Source organism: Pseudoclavibacter sp. 13-3 (genome assembly GCF_021168475.1).
Classification (GTDB): Bacteria; Actinomycetota; Actinomycetes; order Actinomycetales; family Microbacteriaceae; genus Pseudoclavibacter_A.
The window spans coordinates 751,336-766,830 of record NZ_JAJOZT010000001.1; the positions used below are offsets into that span (position 1 = coordinate 751,336).

The 15,495-nt window shown below is 66.3% G+C and carries 13 protein-coding genes; 5 read left to right on the forward strand and 8 right to left on the reverse strand.

What is annotated here, in order from left to right; translation table 11 throughout:
* Window positions 1-5: 5 nt before the first annotated feature.
* Window positions 6-1,127: a GuaB3 family IMP dehydrogenase-related protein gene (locus tag LRX77_RS03330; RefSeq protein ID WP_231831416.1), complete on the reverse strand. Its 1,122-nt coding sequence runs from the start codon at window positions 1,125-1,127 to the stop codon at window positions 6-8.
* 48 nt (window positions 1,128-1,175) lie between these two features.
* A complete protein-coding gene (gene guaB / locus LRX77_RS03335; RefSeq protein ID WP_231831418.1) occupies window positions 1,176-2,678 on the reverse strand; it encodes an IMP dehydrogenase in 1,503 nt (500 codons plus the stop codon).
* 175 nt (window positions 2,679-2,853) lie between these two features.
* Between guaB and LRX77_RS03340 the strand changes: the two genes are divergently transcribed.
* The 4 genes from LRX77_RS03340 to LRX77_RS03355 are packed head-to-tail and all read left to right on the forward strand — an operon-like array spanning window position 2,854 to window position 6,615.
* Window positions 2,854-3,798 carry a branched-chain amino acid ABC transporter permease gene (locus LRX77_RS03340; RefSeq protein ID WP_231831419.1) on the forward strand — a complete coding sequence of 315 codons (945 nt, stop codon included), beginning with the start codon at window positions 2,854-2,856 and terminating at the stop codon, window positions 3,796-3,798.
* 9 nt (window positions 3,799-3,807) lie between these two features.
* Entirely contained in the window at window positions 3,808-4,782 is a 975-nt protein-coding gene (locus tag LRX77_RS03345) for a branched-chain amino acid ABC transporter permease (RefSeq protein ID WP_231831420.1), read from the forward strand.
* A complete protein-coding gene (locus LRX77_RS03350) occupies window positions 4,775-5,881 on the forward strand; it encodes an ABC transporter ATP-binding protein (RefSeq protein WP_231831422.1) in 1,107 nt (368 codons plus the stop codon). Before LRX77_RS03345 ends, LRX77_RS03350 begins: the two co-directional genes overlap by 8 nt.
* Window positions 5,878-6,615 carry an ABC transporter ATP-binding protein gene (locus LRX77_RS03355; protein WP_231831423.1) on the forward strand — a complete coding sequence of 246 codons (738 nt, stop codon included), beginning with the start codon at window positions 5,878-5,880 and terminating at the stop codon, window positions 6,613-6,615. The genes LRX77_RS03350 and LRX77_RS03355 overlap by 4 nt, the downstream gene beginning before the upstream one ends.
* Window positions 6,616-7,068: 453 nt before the next feature.
* Here the strand turns inward: LRX77_RS03355 and LRX77_RS03360 are convergent, their stop codons facing one another.
* Window positions 7,069-8,331 carry an ABC transporter substrate-binding protein gene (locus LRX77_RS03360; protein ID WP_231831425.1) on the reverse strand — a complete coding sequence of 421 codons (1,263 nt, stop codon included), beginning with the start codon at window positions 8,329-8,331 and terminating at the stop codon, window positions 7,069-7,071.
* A gap of 579 nt (window positions 8,332-8,910) precedes the next feature.
* A complete protein-coding gene (gene groES, locus LRX77_RS03365) occupies window positions 8,911-9,204 on the reverse strand; it encodes a co-chaperone GroES (protein ID WP_158030854.1) in 294 nt (97 codons plus the stop codon).
* Between the two features lie 165 nt (window positions 9,205-9,369).
* Between groES and LRX77_RS10475 the strand changes: the two genes are divergently transcribed.
* On the forward strand, window positions 9,370-10,950 hold the full coding sequence (locus tag LRX77_RS10475; protein ID WP_231831430.1) for a class I SAM-dependent methyltransferase: 1,581 nt from the start codon (window positions 9,370-9,372) through the stop codon (window positions 10,948-10,950).
* On the opposite strand, the gene LRX77_RS03375 is transcribed toward LRX77_RS10475, so the two are convergent.
* The 4 genes from LRX77_RS03375 to rimI form a co-directional block, all read right to left on the reverse strand.
* Window positions 10,931-12,757 carry a ParB/Srx family N-terminal domain-containing protein gene (locus LRX77_RS03375; protein WP_231831431.1) on the reverse strand — a complete coding sequence of 609 codons (1,827 nt, stop codon included), beginning with the start codon at window positions 12,755-12,757 and terminating at the stop codon, window positions 10,931-10,933. The genes LRX77_RS10475 and LRX77_RS03375 overlap by 20 nt on opposite strands.
* Before the next feature lie 225 nt (window positions 12,758-12,982).
* On the reverse strand, window positions 12,983-13,660 hold the full coding sequence (locus LRX77_RS03380; RefSeq protein WP_231831432.1) for a DUF4190 domain-containing protein: 678 nt from the start codon (window positions 13,658-13,660) through the stop codon (window positions 12,983-12,985).
* Between the two features lie 45 nt (window positions 13,661-13,705).
* On the reverse strand, window positions 13,706-14,884 hold the full coding sequence (gene tsaD, locus LRX77_RS03385) for a tRNA (adenosine(37)-N6)-threonylcarbamoyltransferase complex transferase subunit TsaD (RefSeq protein WP_231831433.1): 1,179 nt from the start codon (window positions 14,882-14,884) through the stop codon (window positions 13,706-13,708).
* Entirely contained in the window at window positions 14,877-15,494 is a 618-nt protein-coding gene (gene rimI / locus LRX77_RS03390; protein WP_231831434.1) for a ribosomal protein S18-alanine N-acetyltransferase, read from the reverse strand. Before rimI ends, tsaD begins: the two co-directional genes overlap by 8 nt.
* Between the last annotated feature and the right edge of the window lies 1 nt (window position 15,495).

Here is a 15,495-nt window from a genome sequence, read left to right on the forward strand (position 1 = left end):
CTGTTTCAGGCCTCGTAGTGCGAGACGGTGACTGCGACCTTCTGGAATTCCTTGAGCTCGGTGTATCCGGTGGTGGCCATCGACTTGCGCAGCGAACCGATCAGGTTCGTCGTGCCGGTGGCGTCGTGCGCCGGGCCGAAGAGCACCTGCTCGAGCGGGCCGACGCTGCCGACCTGCACGCGGCGACCGCGGGGCAGCTCTGCGTGATGCGCCTCGGCACCCCAGTGGTAGCCGCCCCCGGGAGCCTCGTTCGCGCGGGCGAGAGCCGTGCCGAGCATGACCGCGTCGGCACCGCAGGCGAAGGCCTTGGGAATGTCGCCCCCGAAGCCCAGACTGCCATCGCAGATGATGTGCACGTAACGGCCGCCCGACTCGTCGAGGTAGTCACGGCGTGCGCCGGCGACATCGGCGACTGTGGTCGCCATCGGCGTGCGCAGCCCCAGCGTCTTCAGCGAGGATGACGTGGCGCCGCCGCCGAATCCGGCCAGCACGCCTGCGGCACCGGTGCGCATCAGGTGCAGAGCCGTCGTGTAGGTGCCCGCACCGCCCACGATGACCGGCACATCGAGCTCGTAGATGAACTTCTTGAGGTTCAGCGGCTCGGTGGTCGCCGACACGTGCTCGGCCGAGACCGTCGTGCCGCGGATGACGAAGAGGTCGACGCCTGCGTCGAGCACGGTCTGGTAGAACTGCTGCGTGCGCTGGGGCGAGAGTGCGCCCGCGACGGTCACGCCGGCGGAGCGAATCTGCTCGAGCCGCTCGGTGATCAGCTCGGCCTTGACTGGCTCTGCGTAGACCTCCTGCAGCACTCGTCCGGCCTGATCGTCATTGGCCTCGCGGATGCGGCGGTAGGCATCGGTCGGGTCTTCGTAACGCGTCCACAGGCCTTCGAGATCGAGCACGCCGAGACCGCCGGCGCGCCCGAGCGCGATGACGGTCTCGGGCGACGCGGCCGAGTCCATCGGCGCGCCGACCACGGGCAGACCGAAGTGGTAGGCATCGATGCTCCAGTTCACCGACACGTCGCCGGCGTCGCGAGTGCGCCGGTCGGGCACCACCGCGATGTCGCTGAAACCGTAGCCTCGCCGACCGGCTTTCGACACGCCGATCTGCACTGTCTCACTCATGATTCCTCGTTCATCCCTCGTCTGGTTGCTGCGTCTGCCGGGTTCGGCCTACCGGCCGTGGTAGTTCGGGGCCTCGATGACCATCTGCACGTCGTGCGGATGGCTCTCTTTGAGGCCGGCCGGCGTGATGCGCACGAACTTGCCATTCTCTTTGAGCTGCTCGATGTTCTCGGCGCCCACATAGAACATCGACTGTCGCAGGCCGCCGATGAGCTGGTAGGTGACGGCCTCGAGCGGGCCGCGGTACGGAACCTGCCCCTCGATGCCCTCGGGAATCAGTTTGTCGTCGCTGGGCACATCTGCCTGGAAATACCGGTCGCGAGCGTAGCTGGTGCGCTGGCCGCGCGTCTGCAGGGCGCCCAGCGATCCCATGCCGCGGTACTGCTTGAACTGCTTGCCGTGCTCGAAGACCAGTTCGCCCGGGCTCTCATCGGTTCCGGCGAGCAGCGAGCCGAGCATCACGGTGTCTGCACCTGCGACCAGCGCTTTGGCGATGTCGCCCGAATGCTGCAGGCCGCCGTCTGCGATCAGCGGCACGCCTGCCGGAATGGTCGCTTTCGATGCCTCGTAGATGGCCGAGACCTGAGGCACGCCGACACCGGCGACGATGCGGGTGGTGCAGATCGAGCCTGGTCCGACGCCGACCTTCACGGCGTCGACACCGGCGTCGACCAGCGCCTGCGCACCCTCGCGGGTGGCGATGTTGCCGCCGACGACCTGCACGTGTCTGGTGGCAGGATCGGTCTTCAGCCGCTTGACGATGTCGTGCTCGCCCTTCGAATCACCGTTGGCGGTGTCGGTGACGATGACGTCGACGCCGGCCTCGACCAGTGCGCAGGCGCGTTCCCAGGCATCGCCGAACACGCCGATGGCCGCGCCCACGAGCAGACGCCCGGAGCCGTCTTTGCTCGCATGCGGGTACTTCTCGGCCTTGTCGAAGTCTTTGACCGTGATCAGACCCTTGAGGTGGCCTTCGTCATCGATCAGCGGCAGCTTCTCGATCTTGTGCGTGGCGAAGGTGCGGTACGCCTCTTCGCGGCTGATGCCCACTTTGCCGGTGAACAGCTTGCCCTTGGTCATGACGTCTTTGACCAGGGTGTTCTCACGCTCTGCGACCGGCACCCAGCGGATGTCGCGGTTCGAGATGATGCCGACGAGCACGTTGTCTTCGTCGACCACGGGCAGGCCCGAGACCTTGAACTGGCCGCAGATGTCGTCGACCTCTTGCACGGTCGCCTCCGGCGAGGTCGACAGCGGGTCGGTGATCATGCCCGACTCAGAGCGCTTCACCAGGTCGACTTGGCGAGCCTGATCGTCGATCGAGAGGTTGCGGTGCAGCACGCCGATGCCGCCCTGGCGCGCCAGGGCGATCGCGAGACGTGCCTCGGTGACGGTGTCCATCGCTGATGACAGCAGAGGGATGTTGATCGACAGCTCACGGGTCAAGCGGGTCTTGGTGTTGACCTCGCTGGGAATGACGTTGGTGTGGCCGGGCAGCAGCAGCACATCGTCATATGTCAGACCGGTGTAGGCAAAGGGGTCGTGTGCCATTTCTTCCTTCCAGACGCGGTGTGCTCAGTCTACCCCGACTCCTGTGTAACATTGGCGACACAAAAGCGAGGTAGCTTGTGTGCCACCCGTCGCGACCCTCTCAGGGTGGTGACGGTGACGCGTGCGGCATCCCACGCGTCCATCGCCAAACGGGGAGGCTCAGTTGACAACGGCCTTGACAGCAAGTGCGCTCGCTCACGCGACGCCATCAGTCGTGCTCGCGCAGGAGGGCAGCGGATTTCTCACCGACCAGTTCGTGCCGAGTCTGATCAGCGGGGTGGTCTTCGGACTGATCCTCGCGCTCGCCTCGATTGGTGTCTCGCTGATCTACGGCACGACGAAGCTCAACAACTTCGCACACGGCGAGCTCGTGACCTTCGGCGGCTTCGTGGCCGTGACGGCGATGACCACGCTGGCGCTGCCGGCCTGGGTCGCCGTGATTCTGGCCTTCGTGGTCGGCGGCGTCTTCGGCTGGGTGCAGGATGCGGCGCTGTGGAAGCCGCTGCGCAAGAAGCGGGTGGGCATCATCCCGCTGATGATCGTGAGCATCGGCCTCTCGCTGGCGCTGCGCTACCTCTACGCCTTTCTCTTCGGCCCCGACCGCATCGTGATGCCGGTGTCGAGTGACGCCTGGCTCGTGATGGGCTCGGTGCGGCTGCGCCAGTGGGACGTGCTCGGCTCTCTGGTGGCCATCGTGCTGCTCGTCGCCACTGCTGTGCTGCTGACGAAATCGCGCATCGGCAAGGCCACGCGGGCCGTCGCCGACAACCCGGCTCTGGCATCCGCATCAGGCATCGACGTCAACCGGATCATTCGCGTGGTGTGGACGGGCGGCACCGCCCTCGCAGCCGTCGCCGGTGTGCTGCTCGCGTTCTACCAGACGCAGCAGTGGGACACCGGCGCGTCGATCCTGCTGCTGATCTTCGCGTCGGTCGTGCTCGGCGGCCTCGGCACCGCCTACGGCGCCCTCGTCGGCGCGCTCATCATCGGCATCGCCGTGAACCTCTCCAGCCTGTTCCTGCCGGGCAGTCTCAAGTACGTCACGGCGCTCGTGATCATGATCGTGGTGCTGCTGGTTCGCCCGCAGGGCATCCTCGGTCGCAGAGAACGCATCGGATAAGGGGCCACCATGGATCTGTCGTTCATCTCACAGGCTCTCGGCGAGATCATCTCGCCGACCACGGCCGCGTACGCGCTCGCCGCGCTCGGCCTCTCGATTCACTTCGGCTACACCGGGCTGCTCAACTTCGGTCAGGCCGGCTTTATGGCCGTCGGCGGCTACTTCTTCGCCATCACGTCGAACACCTTCGGTGTGCCGTTCTTCGTCGGCCTGCTGTTCAGCATTCTCGGCGCCGTGCTCTTCGGCCTGCTGCTCGGCATACCGACGCTGCGACTGCGCGCCGACTACCTGAGCATCGTGACCATCGCCGCCGCCGAGATCATCAGGCTGGTGGCCAAGACGCCGGAGCTGTCGTGGCTCACCGGCGGCTCGGCCGGCATGCCGAGCGGCTCGGACTCGTTCCAAGAGCTCAATCCGATTCCGGTCGGCCTCTACGAACTCGGGCCGCTGACCTATACCGAAGAGGATCTCTGGACGATCATCTTCGCCTGGGTCGTGGTCGTGCTGGCGATGCTCCTGGTCTGGCGTCTGGTGCGCAGCCCGTGGGGCCGCGTGGTCAAAGCCATTCGAGAAGACGAGGATGCCGTGCGCTCGCTCGGCAAGAACGTCTTCGCCTACAAGATGCAGGTGCTGATTCTCGGCGGCGTGCTCGGCGGCCTCGGCGGCATGATCTTCGTGCTGCCGCGGTCGGTGCAGCCAGACAACTTCGGCACCCAGACGACGTTCTTCCTCTGGACGATCATGCTGCTCGGCGGCGCCGCCACCGTCTTCGGGCCCATCGTCGGCTCGATGATCTTCTGGATGGTCATCGTCGCGACCGACGGCATCGTGTCGCTGCTCGTGAGCGAGAACCTGCTGCCGATCACGGGTGTCCAGGGCGGTCAGATTCGCTTCATCCTCGTGGGCGTCGCGCTCATGCTGCTCGTGATCTTCAGACCGCAGGGTCTGTTCGGAAAGAAGTCGGAGGTGTACTTCAATGCCTGACACTCCCCTCACACCAGCGTCCGAGCCCCGGCCGGCGGCTCGCACGGTGCACGCCGTCGGCGAGACGTCGCAGGGCGGTTCGACTGCGGCAGCCTCCTCAGGCGACGCACGCCCGATCGCAGCGGAGCCTGCAGCACCGGGCTGCAAGAAGACCGATCCCATCGTCGTCGCCGATGACATCACCCGCAGCTTCGGAGGCAACATCGCCGTCGACGTGGAACACGTGGAGATTCCTCGCGGAGTGATCACCGCGCTGATCGGGCCGAACGGTGCCGGCAAGACCACGCTGTTCAACCTGCTCAGCGGCTTCGACAAGCCGAACACCGGGCGGTGGTCGTTCGATGGCACGAGACTGTCGGGCATTCCGTCGTTCAAGGTGTCGAGACTGGGGCAGGTGCGCACCTTTCAGCTGACCAAGTCGCTCGCGATGCTGAGCGTGCTCGAGAACATGAAGCTCGGGGCCAAGGGGCAGCGCGGCGAACACTTCTGGAGCGCCCTGTGGCCACCGGCGTGGAAGCGACAGGATGCCGAGATCGAGGCGAAGGCCATGGGCCTGCTCGAGAAGTTCCTGCTCGACAAGAAGAAGGCCGACTACGCCGCGGCGCTCAGCGGTGGGCAGCGCAAGCTGCTCGAGATGGCGCGAGCACTGATGAGCGACCCGCAGTTCGTGATGCTCGACGAGCCGATGGCCGGTGTCAACCCGGCGCTGACGCAGTCGCTGCTCGGGCACATCGTGAAGCTCAAAGACGAAGGCATGACCGTGCTCTTCGTCGAGCACGACATGCACATGGTGCAGGCGATCGCCGACTGGGTGATCGTCATGGCCGAGGGGCGCATCGTGGCCGAGGGCGAGCCCTCAGTCGTCATGCAGGATCCGGCCGTGATCGATGCCTACCTGGGATCGAACAAAGACCGCGACCTCGGCGAGGTGGTGGCCGAGATTCGTGCTGGGCATCGTGAGACAGACGGGTCACAGGGCGAAGCGACTACGGCATCCGCCGCTCGCCCAGCCCCCCGCACGACCGGCAGTTCGCAGGACGGCATGACTACGGCATCCGCCGCTCGCCCAGCAGGCACCACTGAGGAGGACCCACGATGACCGAGCGCGTGCTTGAGACGAAAGATCTGGTCGCGGGGTATCTGCCCGGGGTGAACATTCTGAACGGGTGCAACACCTACGTCGAGCGCGGCGAGCTCGTCGGCATCATCGGGCCGAACGGCGCCGGCAAGTCGACCCTGTTGAAGACGGTGTTCGGCATGGTGAGCGTGCGCTCGGGCAGCGTCGTTCTCGACGGACGCGACATCACGGGGCTCAAGGCCGACAAACTCGTGCGCGCCGGGGTCGGGTTCGTGCCGCAGACCGAGAACGTGTTTCCGAGTCTGACGATTCGCGAGAACCTCGAGATGGGGTGCTTTCAGAAGCCGAGGCTGTTCGGGCCGCGGCTGGAGTTCGTGACCTCGTTGTTTCCGGAGCTGGCGAAGCGTCTGGGACAGCGCGCGGGTGGGCTTTCTGGCGGTGAACGACAGATGGTCGCGATGTCGCGGGCGCTGATGATGGACCCGAAGGTGCTGCTGCTCGACGAGCCTTCGGCAGGGCTGTCTCCGGTGCGGCAGGACGAGACGTTTCTGAATGTGGCGCGCATCAACGCCGCCGGGGTCTCGGTGATGCTGGTCGAGCAGAATGCGCGGCGCGCACTGCAGATCTGCGACCGCGGATACGTGCTCGATCAGGGCAAAGACGCCTACGTCGGGCCGGGACATCAGCTGCTGAACGACCCGAAGGTGATCAAGCTGTACCTGGGCACGCTCGCCGAGGATCACACCGCAGGATAGGCTGCTGCTGGCCGGGTGGGCGTGGCTGGCGGCTGACTTGGCCTGTGCGCAGCTGACAGCAGCTTCGGTCACGCGCCTCGGCGCGTGACCCGACCGAAGACGTTCCGAGCAGGAGCATATGTGCCCTGCGGGAGCATATGTGCCCTGCAGGAGCAGGTCTGGCTCTCAGAAGCTCCCGCTCGACCCATTTGCTCCCGCTCAGCAGACGCCCGGCACCCCCGCACCCCGGCACCCGGCACAAAAGTGGGGCCGCCCCGAAGGACGACCCCACAATCCCACGTCACACAGTCAGCACTGTGTGACCGTCACACGGTCAACGCCCTGTCACACGGCTGATGCACTTGCTGTGCCAGTACCCCAGCTGACCCTGGGCACGCCCGAGCAACTACTGGGCGCCAGTAGGGGCTGGCCACCAGCGAACACCGTGCGGCAACGACCACTCTGAACCAGCGACTACTGTGCAGTGACTTCTTCCTGACGCTTGAACGTCGTGGTGTTGTTCGCATCTGTTACCTGGTAGAACGAGATCGTGGCCTTGGTCACATCACCGTTGCCATCGAAGTCGATCGGGCCGGAGAAACCGTCGTAGTCAATGTCTTTGCCATCTTTGATCAGCGCAGCGCAGGCTTTGAACGAGGTGCACTTCTCGCCACCCTCTGAGACCGACTGCAGATTGTCTTTGATGGTGGTGCCGTCAGTCTTGCCACCCTGCAGGGCCGCAAGTGCGGCAAGCACTGTCGCGTCGTACATCTCTGGGGCGTACACCGTCGAGGTCAGAGAGCCACCGGCCTGCTGCTTCACACGGTCGATGAAGTCGTCGAGGCCTTCGTAGGGGCCAGGCTGCGAGAAGGTCGCCCCCTGGATGGAGGTGTCACCCGACTTCATGATGCCGTTGTTGCCGTCAGTGCCGTACAGCTTCGCGAAGTCGAAGCCATTCGTCTGCAGCGTCTGCACGACGCCCTTGAACTGGTCGAACGAAATCGCGACGAGCGCATCGGGGTTTCCGCTGATCGCCTGTGACACCTCGCTCGAGATGTCCTTCGCCGCAGGGTCGAACGACTGCTCTTTCGAGACAGTGCCGCCCTCGGCCTCGATCGACGCCTTGACCGCGTCTTTCAGGCCTGAGCCGTAGTCGTCGTTCATGAAGAGGATCGCCACGTTCTTCTTGCCGTCGGCCACGATCTGCTTGCCGAGGCTCTTGCCCTGCAGCAGATCGGAAGGTGCGGTTCTCCAGTAGTAACCGCCGTTGTCATCGATGTTCGTGAAGCTTGGCGAGGTGTTCGATGCCGAAATCTGCACGACCTGACGCTTTGACACCGTCGGTAGCACGTTCTTCGACGCCGCCGACGAGGCAGCGCCCAGAATGACCGAGTTCTTCTCGATGAGTGACTTCGCAGACGTCGTCGCAGTGTCGGTGGTCGAGTCACCCTCATCTTTGATGTCGGTGTTCACGGTCAGTCCGGCATCTGCAGCATTGATGTCTGCTGCAGCCAGGTCGATCGCCGCCGTGAGCGTCGGCCCCATGAACGACAACGAACCGGTCTGCGGCACGAGACCGCCGATGTTCAGGGTCGAGTCGTCACCGCTGCCTGTCGAGCCGCCCGACTTCGCGCATCCCGTCAGTGCCAGCGCTGCAACAGCGCCAATGGCGATGAACTGGGCTCCGCGTCGCATGAACGTCGACCCGAACTTCCGTGCGTTGGATTCTGTTGTCATATGTACTCCTGCTCCTTTGCATCGAGTGCTCCTCGTGCGCTCATGACGTTATGTGCGCAGAGTTACGCCAGTATAACCAACTGTTTCGTCTGGGTTTCGCCGTGCGTTCGGTCGTGTTGAAAAGTCCGCTGACGAGTCGCATACGATCAGATTCGGCGGATGCTCCCTCAGTTGAGATCTTTCGCTTCTGTTTCGAGCGCGCCGGTTCTGCGGATGCTCACTCGAAACGCCTCCCGGCCTGAGCCGCAAATGCACGGCGCCGGCGCCGTGCGAGTGTTCTGCCCAACGGAGTCCAGTCTCCGAGACCCCTGCGCCGCAGCCCCGAGACGCGCCATGAGCGTAGCGAGGACATGTTGCCTCGTCGCACAAGCACCGCCCCGACCCCTCCATGAGCGTAGCGAGAGCATGTTGCCACGTCGCACAAGCACCGCCCCTCGACTCCGCCCCGACTCCGAAGACGCAGTGAGGGCGGAGACGCCGAAGCATCTCCGCCCTCACTGCATGCTGGGGCGCGTCCAGCGCGTCTCAGCCGAAGAGTCTCAACTGTTCAGACTCCCGTTCAGAATCGAATGACCAGTCTCAGTCAACGATCGCGAGCAGGTCGCGAGCCGACAGCACGAGGAAGTCCTCGCCGCCGAATTTGACCTCGGTGCCGCCGTACTTGCTGAAGAGCACCTTGTCGCCGACCTTCACGTCGACCGGAATGCGGTTGCCCTTATCGTCGACGCGGCCGGGGCCCACAGCGACGACCTCAGCCGTGCTGGGCTTCTCTTTCGCGGTGTCGGGGATGACCAGACCTGAAGCAGTGGTCTGCTCCTGCTCGACCAGCTTGACAGCAACGCGATCTTCGAGTGGCTTGATGGAAACCGACACTTGTGACCTCTTCCTCTTCATCCATTTCACTGGACTGAATGAACACAACTGAGGCACCCTCCGTGGGTGCACTTAGAACTGTAGCCACGTGTTAGCACTCGTGCAACCCGAGTGCTAATCGCCGTCACATGGGCCCGTGTCAGCGGCTCGTGCCACAATTGCAGCGTGACTCCCGAAGACGCCCGCACCCTGCTCACGCCAGAAGCTCTCGCACTGCTCGACGGCCTCCCGCCGATCGAATCGTCCGACGACGTGCTGCGTGTCTCGACCCGACTGCACAAAGAGGGCGTCGCCCCCGGGCTGATCGCCGTGGTGCTCACGCAGGCGAAGCTGCGCCGGCAGGCGCGCACCAAGTTCGGGCAGTTCAGCGAGCGCATGCTGCTCACTGAAGACGGCGTGCAGCAGGCCACGAGGCTGCCGGTCGCCGCAGCGCACGCCTCTCGGCTGACTCGTGCGGGCATTCTCCGGGTGGCCGATCTGGGGTGCGGCATCGGGGCAGACTCGCTCGCCTTCGCCGCCGCTGATGTGGATGTCCTGGCCGTCGACGCAGACCCGGTCACCGCCGCCTTCGCAGGCTTCAACCTCGCGCCGTGGCCCAACGTGCGGGTGCTGCAGGCGCGGGCCGAAGAGGTCGATCTCTCGAGAGAGCTCGGCAGCCCCGAAGACGACGGCTCTGCTGTTGACACAGGAGCGGTGTTTCTCGACCCGGCACGACGCGTCTCAGAACCCTCTGGCAGCGCAGCACGAGCCCCCTCCGACAGCGCTGCGCGAGGTCTCGCATCGTTGCAGGAGCGCGGCGGCACACGCGGGCGCGGGTCGCACCGCACGTGGAACCCCGAGCAGTTCTCCCCCAGTCTCGACTGGGTCTTCAGGGTCGCGCACCAGTGGCCGACCGGGGTGAAGCTCGGGCCGGGGCTGCCGCACGAGCTGATTCCCGACGACGCCGAGGCCGAGTGGGTGTCTGACCACGGCGACGTGGTCGAGGTTTCGCTCTGGTTCGGAGCCCTCACCGAGCACCCCGGAGCACGCAGCGCGCTGCTGCACGATGACGCAGGCTGGCACCGCATCGTCAGCGACGACCGCGATCCGCAGGTGGGGCCGCTTCAGCGGTGGCTGTACGAACCTGACGGAGCAGTCATCCGGGCACGTGCGCTGGGTGCTCTCGCGGCCCGGCACGACCTCACGACGATCGATGAGACGATCGCCTACCTCACAGGGGCAGAGTTCGTCGAGAGCCCGTTCATGCGCGGTTTCGAGGTGCTCGACGACCTGCCCTTCGACGACCGCAAGGTGAAGATGCGTCTCGCCGAGCTGGGCGTTCGTCGTGTGACCGTCAAGAAACGCGGTGCCGACATCGATCCAGCAGCTCTGGCAAAACAGTGGAACAGACAGCTCTGCAAACAGCGCGGCAAACAGCGCGGCGAGCGGCGCGGCAGAGACTCGGGCAAGAGCTCCCCGGCGGCTTCAGGCACGCCTCTCGGTCTGGCTCAGCACCAGGTCACTGGCACTGGCGCGAAGACAGTGACCGATCGGCAGAGCGGTGCCGGTACAGGTGCTGGTACTGGTACTGGAGCTGGAGCTGGTATAGGTGCCCGTGCCGGTGCAAGTGCAAGTAAAGGCACAGGTACAGGCACAGGTCCCAGTGCCGGTGCAGCTGTCGAGCCAGGCCGCACGGCTGACGAGACGATCGTGTTCGTCACCCGTGTGGCCGGCCGTCACCGCGCGATCATCGCTCGCCGCGCCTGAGTGCACGAGCGGCGAGAACCGCCACTGCACCGCCGAGCAGAGTGAGCGATCCGAAGAGCGCGAGCGGCTGCACCAGTGCCGTGGACGCACCGGTCTCCGCGAGCGTGATCTGGCCGCTGGACGTCTGCTGTGCAGGCTCCTGCTCGGTCAGGCCGGCGTTCTTCGTGTCGTCTGTGGACGGCGGAGTGTCCGTGCTCCCATTCTCATCGGGGCTCGGCCCCGAGACGGTGAGCTTCGCGCTGCCGACCAGCCCGCTGTCAACTGCCGTCGAGTCGAGGCCTCGCAGCCACGCCTGTAGTTCGTGCTCCCCCGCAGCAAGCCCCTGGGGCAGAATGACCTGTGCGGTGAAACGACCCGCGTCGTCGGTGACCACCGTGCCGAGCACGGCCGGTTCGGAGTGCAGCTCGAGTGCCAGCGGAGAGTTCGTGGCGAACCCGGCGCCGGTGATCGTCACCGCAGCGCCGGGTGCGAAGCCCGCCACAGCATCCGCCGCCGTCGCCGTACCAACACCAACACCAACACCAGCACCAGCACCAGCACCAGCCGCACCATCGGCCGCCGCGATCGTCAGCGACCCGGTCGTCTTCGTCTGGTCGACCAGCGTCGCGGCGTGATCCGGGTCGACTCCCTGCGCGGTGAGCGCAGCACGCTGCTGCAGCATGTAGGCGATCTTGCCCGGCTTGGTGTCGGAATAGGGCACGCTCAGGTCGCCGAAGTCACCCTTCGTCGCCTTCTTGCCTGCGTTCCACTCGTCCAGTCGGCCGAGTTCTTTCGCGGTGAATCCTCCCGGCATCGCCTCGGTGTCGGCGAGCCCGACCTGCTTCTCGGTCATCGCTTTGACAGTCGCCAGCGCGGTATCGGCGTCGGCGTCCCACCCAGTGAGGCTGCCCGCCTCGCCGCGCACACCGAAATCGCCGTCACGCAGCCATTGCCCCCAGTAGAACTCCTGGAACGGGATCGTGCCCGCCGTGTAGCCGATGTCACGGCCGAAGTAGAGCAGGCTGCGGTACTCGTCGTTCTCGAAGCTGCGCAGCCCCACCGTCGTCGGGAGCATCTTCGGTTCGATCGGCCTGCCGTTCGAATCCTGCAGCCACGTCCATTTGTTGGCCTTCATCGTGTTCCAGAACTCGGCCGGCGTCTTGTCGCTGAGATTGCCGAGCACCTTGAGCCGCAGATGGATGTTCATGCCGCCGTCAGCAGCGAGCTCAGAGAACGAGGTGAGCGTGTGGTGGCCGTCGGTCAGGTACAGGCTGCCGCCGGGACCGATCACGACGGTCTTCATGGCAGCCGTGCTCTCAGCTGTCTCGGCGCCCAGCGCGATCGTGCAGGTGAAGCTCGTCGGGTCGTCCAGCCTCGCACCGGCAGAGGCGGCCGCGCCCTCACCCTGACCGTTGGCCTCGCACCAGTCGTCGAACTTCTTGTTGAGCTTTCCACGGGCTTCGTCTTTGCCCTGCGTGTATCGACCCAGCTTGTAGTACACCTCGTCATAGCCCAGTGACGGCTGCGTCGGGTGCACGTCGCCGATGCGCACGTCGACCAGGTCGCCGGCCTTGGCGCTCAGGTATCCGGCGCGGTCAGGTGACGAGGCAGTGATCGAGGCGCTCTGCTCGGCGGCTGAGGCCGGTGCTCCGCCGTCGATTCCGACGACCGCCCCGCCGACGAGCAGAGATCCGGCGGCCAGCGCGGCGACCAGGTGTGAGACGGTGCGCCCCGCATGGCCGGCTGCACGGGCGCGCGTCGCCCGGGTCGGCCGATCGATGACGCCAGCATGCGGATGCGCTGGTGCGGGCAGTGGGCGGATCGCCATGGTGCTCTCTTCTGCCGAGCGCCACACACGCACCGGCTTCGTGAGAATAGGTCAGCCAGGTGAGCGCCGATCGGCCGCGCGGTGAACGTTCCGTGAACGGACGCCGGCCGCACACGGCGGCCTCCGTGCGGTGCAGTCACGCAGTGCAGCCACCCCGTGCGGCGTCTCGCCAGATCAGACGTTCAGCGCGATCAGACGCTCGGCGAGACCAGACGTTGGGCGCGATCAGACGTTCAGCCCGTCGAGCTCGTCGCGCAGCTGGTCGAGCTGATCGGGCGGCACGACCCCGTTCAGCGACGAGGGGTCGTTCATCAGCATGACCACCAGGATGATGCCCACGATCAGCAGCACCAGCCCCACCGCGACGGTGATGTATCCCATGATCAGTCCGGCGAGCCCCATGCCGCGGCCCTGTTCGCCGCGACGCTTGATCTGGCTCAGACCGATGTGCCCGGTGATGACGGCGGCGATGCCCGGCAGGCCGAGCAGCTGGAAGAACGTGACGACAGACAGCACGCCGCAGATCAGGCTGATGATCGAGAGCACGTTGGTCTTCGCGCTCGGCAGCACTGACCCGCCCTGCGACGAGAACCGCTGGGCGGGAACCGGCGTGCCATACGGGTTCTGCTGCCCGTACTGGCCCTGCTGATTCTGCCCCGGCTGGCCGTTCTGCCCCGCCTGGCCATATTGCCCGTACTGCGGCTGACCGGCCGGGTGCTGCCGCGGCACCTCCTGCCACCCCTGCTGATCGCTGACGGCAGGCTGCGTGTTCGCGTCGTAGCCGGGCGCATACTGCCCGTACTGCGGAGCCGGACGCGGGCGCGACAGCGCCTGATCGTCAGGGGTGCTCGGTGCTGCAGCAGCCTCGTCGCGCGGTGAGCCGCTGGGGGTGTTCTCGCTCATGTGCATCCTTTCGAGGCCGGTGCCTCGTCGATTCTCCGGCTCAGTCTATGCGCGCCGTGCGGCTGTTCGCCCCGGCGAGACATAGGCATCGGTGACGGGCAGCGTCGAGTCAGCCCCGAAGTCGAGCCCGGTCGGCGGCTTGCCCGCCATCACCAGCTGCGCGCCGAGCGAGGCGATCATCGCGCCGTTGTCGGTGCAGAGCGACAGCGCCGGAATGCGCAGACTCACGCCGGCATCCGCCGCACGCTCGCTCGCGACCTGACGCAGACGGGCGTTCGCGACCACGCCGCCGCCCAGCAGCAGTCGCGGCACCCCGTGGTCGGCGCAGGCCTTCAGCGCCTTGGTGATCAGCACGTCGACGACGGCCTCTTGAAAGCTCGCCGCGATGTCGGCCACCGGCAGCCCGGTCTCGGCGGCCGCGCGTGCGGCGTCGTCGAGCTCGCCGCCCACCTGCTGCGCCTCTGCCTGCGAGACCCAGCGGGCCACGGCGGTCTTCAGCCCCGAGAATGAGAAGTCATAGGGATGCCTGCGCAGATCTTTCGCCGTGCTCAGGCCGCGAGGAAATCGAATCGCCCTCGGGTCGCCCGCCTCGGCCGCTCGCTGAATGCGCGGTCCGCCGGGGTAGCCGAGCCCGAGCAGTCGTGCGGTCTTGTCGAAGGCCTCACCGGCTGCGTCGTCGATGGTCTCGCCGAGCAGCTCGACGTCGTCGACCAGGTCGCGCACGAGCAGCAGCGAGGTGTGCCCGCCCGAGACGAGCAGGGCGATCGTCGGGGTCTCGAGATGGCCGCTGTCGAGAATCTCGGCGCCGACGTGCCCGACGAGGTGGTTCACGGCATAGAGCGGCTTGCCGCTGCCGAGCGCCAGCCCCTTCGCCGCAGAGACACCCACCATGAGGGCCCCGGCGAGCCCCGGGCCGCTCGTGACCGCGATCGCGTCGACGTCGTCCATGGTAATGCCGGCGGTCTCGAGCGCCTGTCGCAGGGTCGGCCCGAAGGCCTGCACATGGGCGCGCGCAGCGACCTCGGGCACCACCCCGCCGAAGCGAGCATGCTCTTCCATCGACGAGGCGACGGTGTTGGCCAGCAGGGTCGTGCCCCGCACGATGCCCACACCGGTCTCGTCGCACGAGCTCTCGATGCCGAGCACGACGGGTGCATCTGGCACCGACGGCGCGGGTGCGGCAGATGTTCCTGCTGCACCTGCTGAGGGCGTGGGTTCAGTCATTCGAGACTCCAAGTCTGCTGACGGTCTGGTTCGCCGGCTCGTCACCGTCGGCGGCGTGCGGTGCGGTCGCCTCTGCGGTGCCGGCCTCGACCCGCCGATGCAGGTCGAGTCGCATGACGATCGCGTCTTCGCCGTCGGGCTGATAGTACCGAGGGCGCGTGCCGATCACGACGAAGCCCTCGCTCTCGTAGAGGCTGCGCGCGACGCTGTTGCCGGCGCGAACCTCGAGAAAGAGCTGGTGCGCTCCCCGATCTCTGGCTGTGGCAGCGAGGGCGGCCAGCAGACGGCGACCGATTCCCAGCCCGCGCGCCGCGGCATCCACCGCGATGGTGAGCACGTCGGCGTCGGATGCCCCGCGGGCCGCGAGCACTGCGGCGAATCCGAGCAGCTCGACGACGTTCGACGCCGTGCCCCGTTCGACGACCCACACGGGGCTGTCCGGGCTGGCGACCGTGTCGGCGAGCATCGCGGGGCTCCACGGATCGTCGGGAAAACTCGCCTGCTCGATGCGGGTGATCGATGCGAGATCGGCGGCCGTCGCCTCGCGCAGGGTCGCCTCTGGCTGATTCCCTGCGGTCGGGGCCGTCTCAGAGCGAGCCGCTGCGGCCACG

Coding starts and splice junctions, on each gene's coding strand:
- LRX77_RS03330 (WP_231831416.1), bottom strand. CDS start 1,127: ATGAGTGAGACAGTGCAGATCGGCGTGTCGAAAGCCGGTCGGCGAGGC.
- guaB (WP_231831418.1), bottom strand. CDS start 2,678: ATGGCACACGACCCCTTTGCCTACACCGGTCTGACATATGACGATGTG.
- LRX77_RS03345 (WP_231831420.1), top strand. CDS start 3,808: ATGGATCTGTCGTTCATCTCACAGGCTCTCGGCGAGATCATCTCGCCG.
- LRX77_RS03350 (WP_231831422.1), top strand. CDS start 4,775: ATGCCTGACACTCCCCTCACACCAGCGTCCGAGCCCCGGCCGGCGGCT.
- LRX77_RS03355 (WP_231831423.1), top strand. CDS start 5,878: ATGACCGAGCGCGTGCTTGAGACGAAAGATCTGGTCGCGGGGTATCTG.
- LRX77_RS03360 (WP_231831425.1), bottom strand. CDS start 8,331: ATGACAACAGAATCCAACGCACGGAAGTTCGGGTCGACGTTCATGCGA.
- LRX77_RS03375 (WP_231831431.1), bottom strand. CDS start 12,757: ATGGCGATCCGCCCACTGCCCGCACCAGCGCATCCGCATGCTGGCGTC.
- LRX77_RS03380 (WP_231831432.1), bottom strand. CDS start 13,660: ATGAGCGAGAACACCCCCAGCGGCTCACCGCGCGACGAGGCTGCTGCA.
- tsaD (WP_231831433.1), bottom strand. CDS start 14,884: ATGACTGAACCCACGCCCTCAGCAGGTGCAGCAGGAACATCTGCCGCA.